A 15,721-nucleotide genomic window follows, 5' to 3' on the forward strand; every position below is an offset into this window, starting at 1 on the left:
TCCTGTCAGTACGAGCGCGGCAGACCCAGCGAGGTCTGCGCCACGAAGTTAAGCACCATCTCACGGCTGACCGGAGCGATGCGCGCCAGTCGCGACGCCGTGACCGCGGCGGCGATGCCGTACTCCTTCGTCAGGCCGTTGCCGCCGAGCGACTGCACGGCCTGGTCGACCGCGCGGACCGAGGCCTCGCCTGCGGCGTACTTGGCCATGTTGGCGGCTTCGGCGGCACCGAAGTCGTCACCGGCGTCGTACAGCGTGGCGGCCTTCTGCATCATCAGCTTGGCCAGCTCGAGCTCGATGTGGATCTGAGCCAGCGGGTGCGAGATGCCCTGGTGCGAACCGATCGGCACCTTCCAGACCTGACGGGTCTTGACGTACTCGGTCGCGGTGCGGATCGCGAGTCGACCGGTGCCGACGGCCATGGCCGCACCGATGATCCGCTCCGGGTTCAGGCCCGCGAACAGCTGCGCGATCGCGGCGTCCTCGGAGCCGACGAGCGCGTCGGCGGGCAGCCGCACCTCGTCCAGGAACACCTGGAACTGGCTCTCGGGGCTGATGATCTCCATCTCGATCTTGGTCCAGCTCAGGCCCGGTGCATCGGTTGGGACCACGAACAGTGCCGGCTTGAGGTTGCCGGTCTTGTGGTCCTCGGTGCGCCCGACGACCAGCACGGCGTCGGCCTGGTCGATGCCCGAGATGAAGACCTTCTGGCCGGACAGGATCCAGTCGCCGCCGTCGCGGCGCGCCGTCGTGGTGATGCGGTGGCTGTTGGAGCCGGCGTCGGGTTCGGTGATCGCGAAGGCCATGGTGAGCGAGCCGTCCGCGAGACCCGGCACCCAGCGCTTCTTCTGATCTTCGGTGCCGTACTTGGAGATGATGGTGCCGTTGATGGCCGACGAGACCACCATCATCAGCAGCGGACAGCCGTTGGCGGCCATCTCTTCCATGACCAGGCTCAGCTCGTACATGCCGGCACCGCCACCGCCATACTCCTCGGGCATGTTGACGCCCAGGAAGCCGTGCTTGCCTGCCTCGGCCCACAATTCGTCGGTGTGCTGGCCGGCGCGGGCCTTCTCCAGGAAGTAGTCCTGGCCGAACTTCGAGGCCATCGCGACGACGGCCTCGCGGAGCGCCTTGCGCTCGTCGGATTCGATGAAAGACATGGTCATTCTCCTTCTGGGGTTTCGACCCGGGCCAGCACAGCGCCGACATCGACCTGTTGGCCGGGTTGCACGTTGAGTTCGGTGAGCACACCGGAATCCGGTGCGGCGATGGTGTGTTCCATCTTCATGGCTTCCAGCCAGATCAGGGGCTGGCCGGCGGTGACCGAGTCACCGATGGCCGCACCGACCCGGACCACGAGTCCGGGCATCGGCGCCAGCAGCGAGCCCTGCGCGACCGCCGCGTCCGGGTCCGGGAATCGCGGCTGGGCCACGAGGTGGACGGCACCGGCGGGGGAGTCGACGAAAACGTCGGCACCGTATCGGGCGACGTCGAACGAACGTTCAACTCCGTTGACCGACAACACCACTCGAGTGGGATCGGCGGTCACGACGGTGACGTCGTCGCGGTCGGGCAGCTCGACGCCGGCGCGCGCGTATCGGTACCGCACCTGGTGTTCGGCGCCGGCCGCGTCACTGTACGTACGGCTCTGGTAGCCCGATGCGAGGTTCCGCCAACCACTCGGTGCGGCGGCGAAAACCGTTGCTGTGGCGCGGTTGTGCGCGGCGTCGGCCAGCGCCGCTGCGACGGCGGACAGCGTGACGTCGGTGTCCGCCGGTGCCGCCAGGTCGGCCAGACCGTGCGTGTCGAAGAACGCGGTGTCGGTGTCACCGGCCCGGAACGCGGGGTGCCGCAACACGTTCACCAACAGGTCGCGGTTGGTGCGCAGGCCGTGGATGCGTGCGCGGGACAGCGCATCGGCGAGGATCGCCGCGGCGCGGTCGCGTGTCGGTCCGAACGAGATGACCTTGGCCAGCATCGGGTCGTAGAACACCGACACCACCGAGCCGTCGACGATGCCGGAGTCGACGCGCGTTCCGGCGCGACCCAGAAGGCTGAATTCGGTCCGGACACCCGGTACGTCGAATCGGTGCACCGTCCCGGCCTGCGGCTGCCAGTCCTTGGCCGGGTCCTCGGCGTAGAGCCGGGCCTCGATCGAATGTCCGTACGTCGCGGGCGGTTCCGGCGCGAGCACACCGCCGTCGGCCACATCCAATTGCAGTTCGACAAGGTCCAGTCCGGTGGTCTCCTCGGTGACCGGGTGCTCGACCTGCAGGCGGGTGTTCATCTCCAGGAAGAAGAAGTCGCCACCTCCGTCGGACATGAACTCGACGGTGCCGGCGCCGGTGTACCCGATCGCGGTGGCCGCCAGCCGGGCCGCCTCGAACAGCTTGGCGCGCATGCCCGGCGTCCGCTCCACGAGCGGGGACGGCGCTTCCTCGATGACCTTCTGGTGGCGGCGCTGGATGGAACATTCGCGTTCGCCGACGGCCCACACCGTGCCGTGCGCATCGGCCATCACCTGGACCTCGATGTGGTGACCGCTGGCGAGATAGCGCTCGCAGAACACCGTCGGATCACCGAACGCGGACTGGGCCTCGCGCTGCGCCGCCGCGACTTCGGCCGGTAGCGCGGACAATTCGCGCACCACCCGCATGCCGCGACCACCGCCGCCGGCGGACGCCTTGATCAGTACCGGCAGTTGGTCTGCGGTGACGGTGTCGGGGTCCAGCTCGGTCAGCACCGGAACGCCGGCCGCCGACATCAGCTTCTTGGCCTCGATCTTGGAGCCCATGGCCTGCACGGCGGCCACCGGCGGGCCGATCCACGTCAGCCCGGCGTCCTGCACCGCCGCCGCGAAATCCGGGTTCTCCGAGAGGAATCCGTAGCCGGGGTGAATGGCGTCGGCGCCGGACGCCTTGGCCGCGGCGATCAGCTGGGTGGCGTCGAGATAACCGGTGCGACCCTCGAGCCGCACCCGGTCGTCGGCCTCGGCGACGTGCGGGGCGGCGGCGTCGGGGTCGGTGTACACCGCGACGGTGCCGATGCCGAGCCGGCGGCAGGTGGCGAACACCCGGCGGGCGATTTCGCCGCGGTTGGCGACAAGGACTTTTGTGATCATGGAGCTACTCACATCCGGAAGACGCCGAAGTTCGACGTCCCCTCGATCGGCGCATTGGCAATGGCGGACAAGCACATTCCCAGCACGGTGCGGGTGTCGCGGGGGTCGATTATGCCGTCGTCGTAGAGCCGTCCGGACAGGAACGCCGGCAGCGACTCGGCGTCGATCTGCGCTTCGACGGCGGCACGCAGTGCCGCGTCGGCGGCTTCGTCGACCTGGCCGCCGCGGGCTTCGGTGGCCGCGCGGCTGACGATGGAAAGCACGCCGGCCAGCTGCGCGCCGCCCATCACCGCGGATTTCGCGCTGGGCCAGGCGAACAGGAACCGTGGGTCGTAGGCCCGGCCGCACATGCCGTAGTGGCCGGCGCCGTAGGAGGCGCCGATGAGCAGCGAGATGTGTGGCACCTTCGAATTGGAGACGGCGTTGATCATCATCGAGCCGTGCTTGATCATCCCGCCTTCCTCGTACGCCTTGCCGACCATGTAGCCGGTCGTGTTGTGCAGGAACAGCAATGGCGTGTCGGACCGGTTGGCCAGCTGGATGAACTGGGTCGCCTTCTGTGATTCCTCGCTGAACAACACGCCGCGCGCGTTGGCCAGGATGCCGACCGGGTAGCCCCACAGGTTGGCCCAGCCGGTCACCAGCGACGAGCCGTACAGCGGCTTGAACTCGTCGAAGTCCGAGCCGTCGACGATGCGGGCGATGACGTCGCGCGGATCGAACGGGATGCGCAGATCGGCGCCGACGATGCCCAGCAGTTCGTCTTCGGGATACAGCGGCGGCACCACCGGCGCCGGCGTCGGGCCCTGCTTGCGCCAGTTCAGCCGGGCCACGATGCGCCGGCCGATGCGGATGGCGTCGAGCTCGTCCTGCGCGAAGTAGTCGCCGAGACCCGAGGTGCGGGAGTGCATTTCGGCGCCACCGAGGGATTCGTCGTCGGATTCCTCGCCGGTGGCCATCTTGACCAGCGGCGGGCCGGCCAGGAACACCTTGGAGCGTTCCTTGATCATCACCACGTGGTCGGACATGCCGGGGATGTAGGCGCCGCCGGCGGTCGAGTTGCCGAACACCAACGCGATGGTCGGGATGCCCTCCGCCGACAGCCGGGTGAGGTCGCGGAACATCGCGCCGCCGGGAATGAAGATTTCCTTCTGCGTGGGCAGATCCGCGCCGCCCGACTCGACCATCGAGATCACCGGCAGCCGGTTCTCGCGGGCAATCTGGTTGGCGCGCAGGATCTTCTTGAGCGTCCACGGATTGCTCGTGCCGCCCTTGACGGTCGGATCGTTGGCAACGATCAGGCACTCGACGCCCTCGACGACACCGATACCGGTGACGAGGCTGGCACCGACGACGAAGTCGCTGCCCCACGCAGCCAGCGGACTGAGCTCCAGGAACGGCGAGTCCGGATCCACGAGCTGCTCGATGCGCTCGCGCGCGGTCAGCTTGCCGCGGGCATGGTGGCGGTCAACGTATTTCGCGCCGCCTCCGGCCAGCGCCTTGGCGTGTTCGGCATCCAGCTCGGTGAGCTTGGCCGTCATCGCCGCGGCTGCTTCGGTGTAGCCCGCCGCCGCGGTGTCGAGCCGAGATTTGAGGGCGGTCATGACTGGAATCCCAACGTCTTGGCAGCCAGCGAGGTGAGAATCTCGGTGGTGCCGCCGCCGATGCCGATGATGCGCATGTCGCGGTACTGCCGTTCGATTTCCGACTCGGCCATGTAGCCCATGCCGCCGAACAACTGGACGCCCGCATTGGCCACCCACTCACCGGCCTCGACGGCCGTGTTCTTCGCGAAACAGACCTCGGCGATCAGGTTCGTCTCACCGGCGAGCTCCCGCTCGACCAGGTGATGCGTGTACACCCGGGCGACGTCGATGCGCCGCGCCATCTCGGCGAGGGTGTTCTGCACCGACTGCCGCGTGATGAGCGGCCGGCCGAACGTCTCCCGGTCCCGGCACCACTGCACGGTCAGGTCCAGGCAGCGCTGCGCGCTCGCATACGCCTGCGCGGCAAGGCCGACCCGCTCGGAGACGAAGGCGCCGGCGATCTGTAGGAAGCCGGAGTTCTCGGGCCCGACCAGGTTGGCGGCCGGGACACGGACGTCGACGTAGGACAGCTCGGCGGTGTCCGACGAGCGCCAGCCCATCTTCTCCAGCTTGCGGCTGACGGTGAAGCCCGGCGTGTCCTTGTCCACCACGATCAGCGAAACACCCGCTGCGCCAGGGCCTCCGGTGCGCACCGCTGTCACCACATAGTCGGCACGCACACCCGAGGTGATGTAGGTCTTGGCGCCGTTGATGATGAAGTCGTCACCGTCGCGGTCGGCGCGGGTGGTCAGGTGCCCGACGTCCGAGCCGCCGCCGGGTTCGGTGATGGCCAGGGAGCCGATCATCTTGCCCTGCAACGTCGGTCGCACGTAGGTGTCGATCAGTCGCTGGTCGCCGGAGGCGATCATGTGCGGCGTGGAGATGCCGCAGGTGAACAGCGACGCGAAGACGCCGCCGGGCACGCCGGCGTAATGCAGCTCCTCGCAGACGATCACGGCGTCGGCGCCGTCGCCGCCCCCGCCGCCAACGGACTCGGGCGCCTGGGCGCCCAACAGTCCGGCGGCACCGGCTGCCTCGTGCAGCGAACGGGGCAGCTCGCCGCTGCGCTCCCATTCGTCGACGTGGGGGAGGATCTCGCGTTCGGCGAACGCGCGCACGGTCTTTCGCAGTGCGTCACGTTCGGGCGTGGTCCAGATGCTCACGAAAACAGTTCCTCCGGGATGTCGAGATGGCGGGTTCGTAGCCATTCCCCGAGGCCCTTGGCCTGGGGATCGAATCGGGCCTGATACGCGACGCCTTCGCCGAGGATGCCCTCGATGACGAAGTTGATGGCGCGCAGGTTGGGCAGCAGGTGTCGGGTCACGGGCAGCTCGGCTGCCTCGGGCAGGAGCTCGCGCAGCTTCTCGACCGTCAATGCGTTTGCCAGCCAACGCCATTGGTCGTCCGTGCGGACCCAGACCCCGACATTGGCAGAGCCGCCCTTGTCGCCGCTGCGGGCCCCGGCGATGGTGCCCAGCGGTGCGCGACGGACCGGCCCGGCGGGCAGGGGTTCCGGCAGCGCCGGATCGTCGACCGGTCCCAGCGTCACCGTCTCGGCGGACGGCGCGATGTTGGTGCGGGTGCCATCGGCCAGTACTGCCACGTGCGGCACCAGGGCCGCGTCGACGTAGCCGGGCTTGAACAGGCCGTACACCTGGCCGTCGCCCGGGGGCGCGGTGGTGGTGAAGCCCGGGTAGCTGGCCAGCGCGAGTTCGACTGCCGCTGCGGAGAATTGGCGGCCGACCTTGGCCGGATCGGGGTCGCGCACCACGCAGTGCAGCAGCGCGCTGGCGCGCTCCTCGGTGTCGGCGTCGGGATGATCGGTCCGCGCCAGCGTCCACTGCAACTCGGCCGGGCGCTGCGTGATGCCGGCCTCCAGCTGGCGCTGCAGCAGATCGGCCTTCGCCTCGATGTCGAGGCCGGTGAGGATGAACGACGCGGCATTGCGGAAGCCGCCGATGCTGTTGAGGGACACCTTCAACGTGGGCGGCGGCGCCTCGCCGCGGACGCCGGAGATGCGGACCCGGTCCGCGCCGTCGGACGTCAGCTCCAGCGAGTCGACCCGCAGGGTCGCGTCGGGGTTGGCGTAACGCGCGCCGGTGATCTCGTACAGCAGCTGCGCGGTGACGGTGTCGACGCTGACGCGTCCGCCGGTGCCGGGGTGCTTGGTGATCACCGACGACCCGTCGGCGGAGATCTCCGCCAGCGGGAAACCGGGGCGGATGAGGTCGGGAATCTCGGTGAAGAAGCTGAAGTTGCCACCGGTGGCCTGCATGCCGCATTCGATGACGTGGCCGGCGGCGATGGCGCCGGCGAGTGCGTCGTAGTCGGTTCGGGCCCAGCCGAAGTGGGCGGCGGCCGGTCCGACGATCACCGAGGCGTCGGTGACCCGGCCGGTGACGACGACGTCGGCGCCGGACTTCAGGCAGTCCACGATGCCCCAGGCGCCGAGGTAGGCGTTGGCCGACAGCGGGGTGCCGAAGCCGAGCTCGTCAGCGCGCGCCACGAGATCGTCGCCCTCGACGTGTGCCACGTTGACCGACAGCCCGAGCTTGTCGGCCAGGGCGCGTACCGCTGCTGCCAGGCCCGCCGGATTGAGGCCGCCGGCGTTGGCCACGATCTTCACGCCCTTGTCCAGGGCGAGGCCGAGGGACTGCTCCAGTTGGCGCAGGAAGGTCTTGGCGTACCCGAGGTCGGGGTTCTTGGCCCGGTCCCGCGCGAGGATCAGCATGGTCAGCTCGGCGAGGTAGTCGCCGGTCAGGTAGTCCAGCTCACCCCCGGCGAGCATCTCGTGCATCGCCGCCAGCCGGTCGCCATAGAACCCTGAGCAGTTACCGATCCGGACTGCTGGTGATGTCACACACACTCCCGTCGTTCAACCAACCGGTAGGGAGGTTAGTCGGTACTAGCGGTACCGAGTCAAGGGGGCTGGGGGTTGCGTGTTGCCCGGTTGGGGCGACGTTTTGGAGCCTACGCAGGTCGACGGCTATCCTGAGGTGCAATCGCTGCGCACGCGAGAAGCAATAGAGCGCCCCCAGGCCCTATTTGTTCGCGACGCGGCCGACCGCAAGCAATTCCGTTTAGTCAGAGAGGTGCACATCATGGCTGTGCCCAAGCGCAGGATGTCGCGCTCGAACACCCGTAGCCGTCGCGCGCAGTGGAAGGCCGAGGCCACTGGCCTGGTCAACGTGAACGTCGCAGGTCAGGCACACAAGGTGCCGCGTCGCCTGCTCAAGGCCGCGCGTCTGGGTCTGATCGACCTCGACCGCCGCGCCTGAACCGACTGACGGTTTTTCTCGCGCCCGCGTGGCGCGTCTTCTCAGTCCGCTCTCAGATGGTGGGGTGAGACTGTGCCTGTGCGAATCCTTGTAGTCGACGATGACCGCGCTGTACGCGAATCACTGCGTCGGTCACTGACTTTCAACGGGTACTCGGTCGAACTGGCGCAAGACGGTGTCGAGGCGCTGGAGCGCATCTCCAGCGACCGGCCCGACGCTGTCGTGCTCGACGACATGATGCCCCGGCTGGATGGGCGCGGTGTCTGCCGTCAGCTGCGCAGCAGCGGTGACGACCTTCCGGTGCTGATGCTGACCGCCCGTGACTCGATCGATGAGCGGGTGGCCGGCCTCGACGCCGGTGCCGACGATTACCTGCCGAAGCCTTTCGCGCTCGAGGAGCTCCTGGCCCGGATGCGGGCCCTGCTCCGCCGTACCGGCCCCGCCGACGGCGCCGAGTCGGCGGCGTTGACGTTTTCCGACCTCAGCCTCGATCCGGTGACCCGCGAGGTCACCCGGGGGTCCCGGTCGATCAGCCTGACCCGCACCGAGTTCTCGCTGCTCGAGATGCTCATCCACAACCCGCGCCGAGTACTCAGCCGCAGCCGGATCCTCGAAGAGGTGTGGGGCTTCGATTTTCCGACGTCGGGCAATGCCCTCGAGGTCTACGTCGGGTACCTGCGCCGCAAGACCGAGGCCGAGGGAGAACCACGCCTGATCCATACCGTGCGCGGCGTGGGTTACGTGCTGCGTGAGACGCCGCCCTGATGCTCGACAAGCTTCGCGCAACCGTGGATCGGAAGATGCGGGAAGTGCCGCAGATGCCGGCGACGACGCCGGACGGCACGGTGCAACACGACGCCAGCTCGGTGTCGCTGAAATGGCGCGTGATGCTGCTCGCGATGTCGATGGTGGCGATGGTCGTCGTCCTCATGTCGGTCGCGGTGTACGTGGTGGTGTCCAAGGCGCTGTACGGCGACATCGACAACCAGCTGCACAGCCGCGCGCAACTGCTCATCGAGAGTGGTTCGCTGGCCGTCGACCCCGGCAAGGCCATCGAGGGCACCGCCTACTCGGACGTCAATGCGATGTACGTCATCCCGGGCCAGTCGATCTACACCGCGAATCAGCAGGGGCAGACGCTGCCGCTCGGGACGCCGGAGAAGGACGTCATCGCCGGCAAGCTGCTGATGTCGTTGCGTACCACCAACTATCAGCGCGTGCTGGCGGTGCATCTGCAGTCGGGTAACTCGCTGCTGATCTCGAAGAATCTCTGGCCCACCAGCCAGGTGCTCAAACGGCTGGGCACCATTTTGCTCATCGTGGGTGGAATCGGCATGGCCGTCGCCGCGATCGCCGGTGGCACGGTCGCGCGGACCGGGCTGAGACCCGTGGCCCGGTTGACCGAGGCCACCGAACGCGTGGCCCGCACCGATGATCTGCGCCCCATCCCGGTGTACGGCAATGACGAATTGGCCAGGCTGACAGAGGCTTTCAACATGATGTTGCGGGCGCTCGCCGAGTCGAGAGACCGGCAGGCCCGGTTGGTGTCGGATGCCGGGCATGAGTTGCGCACACCGCTGACGTCACTGCGGACCAATGTCGAACTGCTGATGGCGGCCATGGCACCCGGTGCGCCGCCGTTCCCCGAGGAGGAGATGTCGGGTCTGCAGTCCGACGTCATCGCCCAGATCGAGGAGCTGTCCACGCTCGTCGGCGACCTGGTCGACCTGACCCGCGACGACGCCGCGGTGACGGTCCACGAGCCCGTCGAGATGGCCGAGGTCGTCGAGCGCAGTCTGGAACGAGTTCGCCGCCGCCGCAACGACATTGACTTCGACGTCGACATCGCCGGCTGGCAGGTGTACGGCGACGGGGCCGGGTTGTCCCGGGCGGTGCTGAACCTGCTCGACAACGCCGCCAAGTGGAGTCCGGCCGGCTCGGTGGTGGTGGTCCGGCTCGGGCGCATCAATCCGACGCACGCCGAGCTCGTGGTGTCCGACTGGGGGCCGGGTATCCCGCCGCAGGAGCGGGCGCTGGTGTTCGAGCGCTTCTACCGGTCGACGACGGCACGGGCGATGCCCGGTTCCGGTCTCGGGCTGGCCATCGTCAAGCAGGTTGTGCTCAAACATGGTGGCGCACTGCGGATCGAGGACACCGTGCCGGGCGGGTCGCCGCCGGGCACGTCGATCCATCTCGTGTTGCCGGGACGGCCCTCGGGCGTGACCGCAACACACCGGCCCTCTGGGCTGGACGTAACGGGCGTGACCACGGAAAATGAACCTGCCCGGACGGGGGAGGAAGTCTAGGGTGCGGCCTGTGGTGTCTCAGTGGATTCTCAGCCCGAAAGGGCACCGTCGGGTCATGTCGTTCGTTGTCCCGGCAACGGATCGGAAATACAGGAAGAGTGTCGACCAGTAATGACGAATCACCCGAGGTACTCGCAGCAGCCCGAGTCCGGTCGGCGTCCTGATTCCTATCAGTCCGCACCTGGCTACGGCGCGTCGCCGCAGCAGGGGTCGTCGTACGACTGGCGCTACGCCGGCCAGCAACAGAACACCGGGCAGTACCCCACGGGCAGCTACTCGACCGGTCAGTACCAGACGGGGCAGCACCAGACCGGTTCGTACACCACCGGCCAGTACTCGACGGGCCAGTACGGCACGCAGCCGTACGACCCCTATCGCAACGGGTCGCCGAACGGCCGGCCTTCGATCGCGCCCCGGCCGCAAAACCGTTCCCGCACAGGGCCTCTGATCGCCGGTATGGCGGCGGTGGCACTGGTGTCCGCGGGTATCGGCGGCGGCATCGTGATGCTGGCGCAGCCCGACTACTCGAGCAGCTCGACCTCGTTGGGCGGTTCGGCGCGCGGACAGCACGCCGGGAATGCGCCGATCGGTTCGGTGGAGCAGGTCGCCGCCAAGGTGGTGCCCAGTGTCGTGAAACTCGAGACCGACATGGGCCGGGCCTCCGAGGAGGGCTCGGGCATCATCCTGTCCGCCGACGGGCTCATCCTCACCAACAACCACGTGGTGGCCGGTGCCAAAGACGCCCCGCCGCCCGGGGCTCCGCCGGTGCAGACCAAGGTCACGTTCAACACCGGTAGCACCGCGACGTTCCAGATCGTCGGGACGGATCCGAGCAGTGACATCGCAGTCGTGCGGGCCAAGGGCGTCTCGGGCCTGACGCCCATCGCGCTGGGATCGTCGTCCAACCTGGTGGTGGGCCAGCAGGTGGTGGCCGTCGGTTCGCCGCTGGGTCTGCAGGGCACGGTGACCGAGGGCATCATCAGCTCGCTGAATCGCCCTGTCGCCGCCGGCGGCGATGCCAAGAACCAGAACACCGTGCTGGACGCCATCCAGACCGACGCCGCGATCAACCCCGGCAACTCCGGTGGCGCGCTCGTCAACATGAGCGGCGAGCTGGTCGGCATCAACTCGGCGATCGCGACGCTCGGCGGGGATTCCGGCCAGTCGCAGAGCGGTTCGATCGGCCTGGGCTTCGCCATTCCGGTGGACCAGGCCAAGCGCATCGCCGACGAGCTGATCAAGAACGGCATCGCCAGCCATGCGTCGCTCGGCGTGCAGGTGGGTAATGACAAGGCCATCGACGGGGCCAAGATCGTCGACGTCACCAACGGTGGGGCGGCCCAGTCGGCCGGTCTGCCGAGTGGTGTGGTGGTGACCAAGGTGGACGACCGGGTGATCAGCAGCGCCGACGCGCTGGTGGCCGCCGTGCGCTCGAAGGCGCCCGGCGACAAGGTCACGCTGACCTACCTCGACACCGCGGGCAAACCGCAGACCGTTCAGGTGACCCTGGGAAAGGCGCAACAGTGATGAGTGCAGGGCCGAGTTCGATGTCAGAGGCGGGATATACGGTGACAGGCATGGAACAGGCAGGGGAATTGGTCGGGCGCGCGCTCGTCGTGGTCGTGGACGACCGGACCGCGCACGGCGAAGAGGATCACAGCGGCCCGTTGGTCACCGAACTGCTCGGTGAGGCCGGCTTCCTCGTCGACGGCGTCGTCGTGGTCCCGGCCGATGAGATCGAGATTCGCAACGCCCTGAACACCGCCGTGATCGGCGGCGTCGATCTGGTCATCTCCGTCGGTGGCACCGGCGTCAGCCCGCGTGATGTCACGCCGGACGCCACCCGCACCATGCTCGATCGCGAATTGCTCGGTATCGCCGAGGCGCTGCGTTCGTCGGGTCTCGCCGCAGGTATTTCGGACGCTGGGCTCTCGCGTGGCCTCGCCGGAGTCTCGGGAAGCACGCTGGTGGTCAACATCGCCGGCTCACGTGCGTCGGTGCGCGACGGCATGGCGACGCTGGGGCCGTTGGCGGCGTACATCATCGCGCAGCTGTCGAGCCTCGACATCTGATAGCTGAGCTCCGCTGGGGCTCGTAGGTCGAACGGAGTGGTCATGAGTTCGTCTCACCTGGACCCTTCAATTTGGCAAAGGTGTGAGCTTGATCACACTAGCCGGGGGCTGTGATGAGCGATACACAGCCCTCTCGCGACCTAGTTAACAAGGTGTTCGGCGACGTTTTGCCGGACGTTACCCGGGACGAATGTAACGAACCCTCCCCGGTCGGGGAGGGTGACCGGGATCGCTGGCTACGGGAAAACGTTCCGCCGCACCATCGCTGAGCACGCTGTTCTCACAACGCGTGGTCGCGAATGAGGTTAACTCCTGATTGCGCCGGTCAGCGGCCTTGTTGAGCGCATGTTTCCGTCTTGTTTCGGCCCGACCGGCCCTCGGGGTCGACGCCGGTGCGCAGGTAGTTCCCAGCAAACTTTTCCGGATCGGGAATATATGCGCGGTCTTTATGCCGTTCGCATTGCCGGACGGTGTGTACGCCGATATCTTCCTCGTGTCAACGATGAGCAAAAGGTAAGAGCGACATTTGAAGTTCGCCTGAGGGCGTAAATGGAGTTCTTGCAACGGTCGCGCGGTCAGCTTGCTGGCACCGCCTACTGAGCTAGGGAGAATATGAAGGCATTCAGTCGGGTGCTGGTAGCACTGGTAGCGGCGCTGGCGTCGCTGTTTTTCGGGGCGGGTACGTCCCATGCGGGTCTGGACAACGAGCTGAGTCTGGTCGACGGCCAGGATCGGACGCTGACGGTGCAGCAGTGGGACACGTTCCTCAACGGTGTGTTCCCGCTTGACCGCAACCGGCTGACGCGTGAGTGGTTCCATTCGGGCCGGGCCAAGTACAACTGCGCCGGCAAGGGTTGCGACGAGTTCGCGGGGACCTTGGAGCTGGGCTACCAGATCGGTTTCCCGTGGTCGCTGGGTGTGGGTATCAACTTCAGCTACACCACGCCGAACATCCTGCTGGATGACGTGAATCCGTTCACCTTCAACACGCTCGGCGGTGGTGGCGGCATCATCACGCCGAACCTGTTCCCGGGTGTGTCGATCTCGGCGGACCTGGGCAACGGTCCGGGTATTCAGGAAGTTGCGACGTTCTCGGTGGACGTGTCCGGTCCGGCCGGTTCCGTCGCCGTCTCGAACGCCCACGGCACCGTGACCGGCGCGGCCGGTGGCGTGCTGCTGCGGCCGTTCGCCCGCCTGATCGCCAAGACCGGTGATAGCGTCACCACCTACGGCGAACCCTGGAACATGAACTAGTTATGAACTAGGTGAGAGCCGAGCACGCCTAGGCCTTATGCTAGGCGCCGACGACGCATTCGGGGCGGCGTCGACAGACCAGACCAACTGGTCTTGTCGACGCCGCCCTGTGTCTGCAGCGAACTTCATATGGAACATCATCAAGCCCAGAAAGTGGGGACCATGAAGGCATTCAGTCGGGTGCTGGTAGCGACGGTTGCGGCGGTTTCGTCGCTTTTCCTCGGCGCGGGGACGTCCCATGCGGGTCTCGATAATGAGCTGAGCTTGGTCGATGGCCAGGATCGGACGTTGACGGTGCAGCAGTGGGACACGTTCCTCAATGGTGTGTTTCCGCTTGACCGCAACCGGCTGACGCGTGAGTGGTTCCATTCGGGCCGGGCCAAGTACAACTGCGCCGGCAAGGGTTGCGACGAGTTCGCCGGGACGCTGGAGCTGGGTTACCAGATCGGTTTCCCGTGGTCGCTGGGTGTGGGTATCAACTTCAGCTACACCACGCCGAACATCCTGTTGGATGACGTGAATCCGTTCACCTTCGTGGTCCCTGGCGGTGGTGGCGGCATCATCACGCCGAACCTGTTCCCGGGTGTGTCGATCTCGGCGGACCTGGGCAACGGTCCGGGTATTCAGGAAGTTGCGACGTTCTCGGTGGACGTGTCGGGCCCGGCGGGCTCGGTCGCGGTCTCGAACGCGCATGGCACGGTGACCGGCGCGGCCGGTGGCGTGCTGTTGCGTCCCTTCGCTCGCCTGATCGCCAAGACCGGTGACTCGGTGACCACCTACGGCGAACCCTGGAATATGAACTAGGCCTGAAAAGGGTATGAGTAGGAGCGCACAGCTCGTCTGCTGAGCGCCAACGACGTACTTTGGGGCGGCGTTGACAGACCGAAAGGTCCGTCGACGCCGCCCCGTCGTTTTGCCGGGCATTGACAGTGAAAAGTAGGCCCGGGAGTGGGGAAAATGACGGCGTTCGGTCGTGTGTTGGTGGCAGTGCTGGTGGTGGTCGCGTCGTTGTTCCTGGCAACGGGTACGTCGCAGGCCGGTGTGGACAATGAGCTGAGTCTGGTCGACGGCCAGGATCGGACGCTGACGGTGCAGCAATGCGACACGTTCCTCAACGGCGTGTTCCCGCTTGACCGCAACCGGCTGACCCGTGAGTGGTTCCATTCGGGCCGGGCCAAGTACAACTGCAATGGCGCCGGGTGCGACGAGTTCGCCGGGGCGCTGGAGCTGGGTTATCAGATCGGCTTCCCGTGGTCACTGGGTGTCGGCATCAATTTCAGCTACCAGACGCCGAATATCCTGCTGGACAACGTGACTCCGGCGACGTTCACCGGTCAGGGCTTTGGCGGCATCATCACGCCGAACCTGTTCCCGGGTGTGTCGATCTCGGCGGACCTGGGCAACGGCCCGGGTATCCAGGAAGTCGCGACGTTTTCGGTGAACGTATCGGGCCCCGCGGGTTCGGTCGCCGTCTCGAATGCCCACGGGACCGTGACCGGTGCGGCCGGCGGCGTCATGCTCCGGCCCTTCGCACGGTTGGTCGCCAAGACCGGCGATTCGGTGACCACGTACGGCGAACCCTGGAACATGAACTAGACCCGACCGGTTCGCGCCGGCCTACGGCGAAGTCCCCGGCCACCGGCCGGGGTGCCGACGTCGAACTACGGGTTGTTGCCGGTGTCCTTGTTTGTGGTGAGCAGATCGCGGATCTCGGTCAGCAGTTCGACTTCCTTCTTGACTGCTTCTTCTGTGACGGTGCGGAACCGGCTGTACGGCAGCACGATCACGAAGTAGATGACGGCCGCGACCAGGACGAAGTTGATGGTCGCGCTCAGGACGGCGTTCAGGTCCATGTAGTTGTCGCCGAGCAGATGGATGCGCAGCACACCGTACGAGTGGTCGCCGCCGGCGCCGATGCTGGAGATCAGCGGCTGGATCACCTGGTCGGTGAACGACTTCACCAGCGTGGTGAACGCGGCGCCGATGACCACCGCGACCGCCAGGTCGACGATGTTCCCTTGCATGAGAAACGCCTTGAAGCCCTTGAACATGACTGGCCTCCCTGTGATACATCCTGTACCCACGAACGGTAAGACCGACG

At 66.9% G+C, this 15,721-nt stretch carries 14 protein-coding genes; 8 read left to right on the forward strand and 6 right to left on the reverse strand.

The window, feature by feature from the left end; translation table 11 throughout:
- Positions 1-5 precede the first annotated feature (5 nt).
- Genes VXD91_RS19325 through VXD91_RS19345 form a run of 5 tightly spaced genes read right to left on the reverse strand, consistent with a single transcriptional unit; the run spans position 6 to position 7,570 of the window.
- Positions 6-1,169, reverse strand: a complete 1,164-nt coding sequence (locus tag VXD91_RS19325) for an acyl-CoA dehydrogenase family protein (RefSeq protein WP_168175984.1) — start codon at positions 1,167-1,169, stop codon at positions 6-8.
- Positions 1,166-3,124 (reverse strand): biotin carboxylase N-terminal domain-containing protein, encoded by a 1,959-nt coding sequence (locus tag VXD91_RS19330; RefSeq protein WP_061005713.1) that lies wholly within the window; start codon positions 3,122-3,124, stop codon positions 1,166-1,168. The genes VXD91_RS19325 and VXD91_RS19330 overlap by 4 nt, the downstream gene beginning before the upstream one ends.
- A gap of 8 nt (positions 3,125-3,132) precedes the next feature.
- Positions 3,133-4,728: a carboxyl transferase domain-containing protein gene (locus VXD91_RS19335; protein WP_061005711.1), complete on the reverse strand. Its 1,596-nt coding sequence runs from the start codon at positions 4,726-4,728 to the stop codon at positions 3,133-3,135.
- The gene (locus VXD91_RS19340; protein WP_061005709.1) at positions 4,725-5,873 is read right to left on the reverse strand and encodes an acyl-CoA dehydrogenase family protein; all 1,149 of its coding nucleotides are present in this window, start codon (positions 5,871-5,873) and stop codon (positions 4,725-4,727) included. The genes VXD91_RS19335 and VXD91_RS19340 overlap by 4 nt, the downstream gene beginning before the upstream one ends.
- A complete protein-coding gene (locus tag VXD91_RS19345; protein ID WP_346416137.1) occupies positions 5,870-7,570 on the reverse strand; it encodes an acyclic terpene utilization AtuA family protein in 1,701 nt (566 codons plus the stop codon). The genes VXD91_RS19340 and VXD91_RS19345 overlap by 4 nt, the downstream gene beginning before the upstream one ends.
- Before the next feature lie 241 nt (positions 7,571-7,811).
- Here VXD91_RS19345 and rpmF point away from each other — a divergent pair, with 241 nt between their 5' ends.
- From rpmF to VXD91_RS19385, 8 genes are all read left to right on the forward strand, one after another.
- On the forward strand, positions 7,812-7,988 hold the full coding sequence (rpmF, locus tag VXD91_RS19350) for a 50S ribosomal protein L32 (protein WP_061005745.1): 177 nt from the start codon (positions 7,812-7,814) through the stop codon (positions 7,986-7,988).
- A gap of 78 nt (positions 7,989-8,066) precedes the next feature.
- On the forward strand, positions 8,067-8,753 hold the full coding sequence (locus VXD91_RS19355) for a response regulator transcription factor (protein WP_020099048.1): 687 nt from the start codon (positions 8,067-8,069) through the stop codon (positions 8,751-8,753).
- A gap of 53 nt (positions 8,754-8,806) precedes the next feature.
- A complete protein-coding gene (locus VXD91_RS19360) occupies positions 8,807-10,294 on the forward strand; it encodes a HAMP domain-containing sensor histidine kinase (RefSeq protein WP_346416181.1) in 1,488 nt (495 codons plus the stop codon).
- A gap of 111 nt (positions 10,295-10,405) precedes the next feature.
- A complete protein-coding gene (locus VXD91_RS19365; RefSeq protein ID WP_138248052.1) occupies positions 10,406-11,821 on the forward strand; it encodes a trypsin-like peptidase domain-containing protein in 1,416 nt (471 codons plus the stop codon).
- The gene (locus tag VXD91_RS19370; RefSeq protein ID WP_293018105.1) at positions 11,821-12,366 is read left to right on the forward strand and encodes a MogA/MoaB family molybdenum cofactor biosynthesis protein; all 546 of its coding nucleotides are present in this window, start codon (positions 11,821-11,823) and stop codon (positions 12,364-12,366) included. Before VXD91_RS19365 ends, VXD91_RS19370 begins: the two co-directional genes overlap by 1 nt.
- A 612-nt stretch (positions 12,367-12,978) precedes the next feature.
- Positions 12,979-13,620, forward strand: coding sequence for an MspA family porin (locus VXD91_RS19375; protein ID WP_346416138.1), 642 nt, complete (start codon positions 12,979-12,981; stop codon positions 13,618-13,620).
- Positions 13,621-13,782: 162 nt separating this feature from the next.
- The gene (locus VXD91_RS19380) at positions 13,783-14,424 is read left to right on the forward strand and encodes an MspA family porin (RefSeq protein WP_346416139.1); all 642 of its coding nucleotides are present in this window, start codon (positions 13,783-13,785) and stop codon (positions 14,422-14,424) included.
- A gap of 153 nt (positions 14,425-14,577) precedes the next feature.
- Complete coding sequence (locus VXD91_RS19385) at positions 14,578-15,216, forward strand: MspA family porin (protein WP_346416140.1); 639 nt, start codon at positions 14,578-14,580, stop codon at positions 15,214-15,216.
- Between the two features lie 65 nt (positions 15,217-15,281).
- Here VXD91_RS19385 and mscL read toward each other — a convergent pair whose 3' ends face one another.
- On the reverse strand, positions 15,282-15,671 hold the full coding sequence (gene mscL, locus VXD91_RS19390; RefSeq protein WP_138248056.1) for a large-conductance mechanosensitive channel protein MscL: 390 nt from the start codon (positions 15,669-15,671) through the stop codon (positions 15,282-15,284).
- Positions 15,672-15,721: the final 50 nt, after the last annotated feature.

This window comes from Mycobacterium sp. SM3041 (assembly GCF_039668335.1).
In the GTDB taxonomy this organism is placed as follows: Bacteria; Actinomycetota; Actinomycetes; order Mycobacteriales; family Mycobacteriaceae; genus Mycobacterium.

Coding starts and splice junctions, on each gene's coding strand:
- VXD91_RS19325 (WP_168175984.1), bottom strand. CDS start 1,169: ATGACCATGTCTTTCATCGAATCCGACGAGCGCAAGGCGCTCCGCGAG.
- VXD91_RS19330 (WP_061005713.1), bottom strand. CDS start 3,124: ATGATCACAAAAGTCCTTGTCGCCAACCGCGGCGAAATCGCCCGCCGG.
- VXD91_RS19335 (WP_061005711.1), bottom strand. CDS start 4,728: ATGACCGCCCTCAAATCTCGGCTCGACACCGCGGCGGCGGGCTACACC.
- rpmF (WP_061005745.1), top strand. CDS start 7,812: ATGGCTGTGCCCAAGCGCAGGATGTCGCGCTCGAACACCCGTAGCCGT.
- VXD91_RS19360 (WP_346416181.1), top strand. CDS start 8,807: ATGCCGGCGACGACGCCGGACGGCACGGTGCAACACGACGCCAGCTCG.
- VXD91_RS19365 (WP_138248052.1), top strand. CDS start 10,406: ATGACGAATCACCCGAGGTACTCGCAGCAGCCCGAGTCCGGTCGGCGT.
- VXD91_RS19370 (WP_293018105.1), top strand. CDS start 11,821: ATGAGTGCAGGGCCGAGTTCGATGTCAGAGGCGGGATATACGGTGACA.
- VXD91_RS19375 (WP_346416138.1), top strand. CDS start 12,979: ATGAAGGCATTCAGTCGGGTGCTGGTAGCACTGGTAGCGGCGCTGGCG.
- VXD91_RS19380 (WP_346416139.1), top strand. CDS start 13,783: ATGAAGGCATTCAGTCGGGTGCTGGTAGCGACGGTTGCGGCGGTTTCG.
- VXD91_RS19385 (WP_346416140.1), top strand. CDS start 14,578: ATGACGGCGTTCGGTCGTGTGTTGGTGGCAGTGCTGGTGGTGGTCGCG.
- mscL (WP_138248056.1), bottom strand. CDS start 15,671: ATGTTCAAGGGCTTCAAGGCGTTTCTCATGCAAGGGAACATCGTCGAC.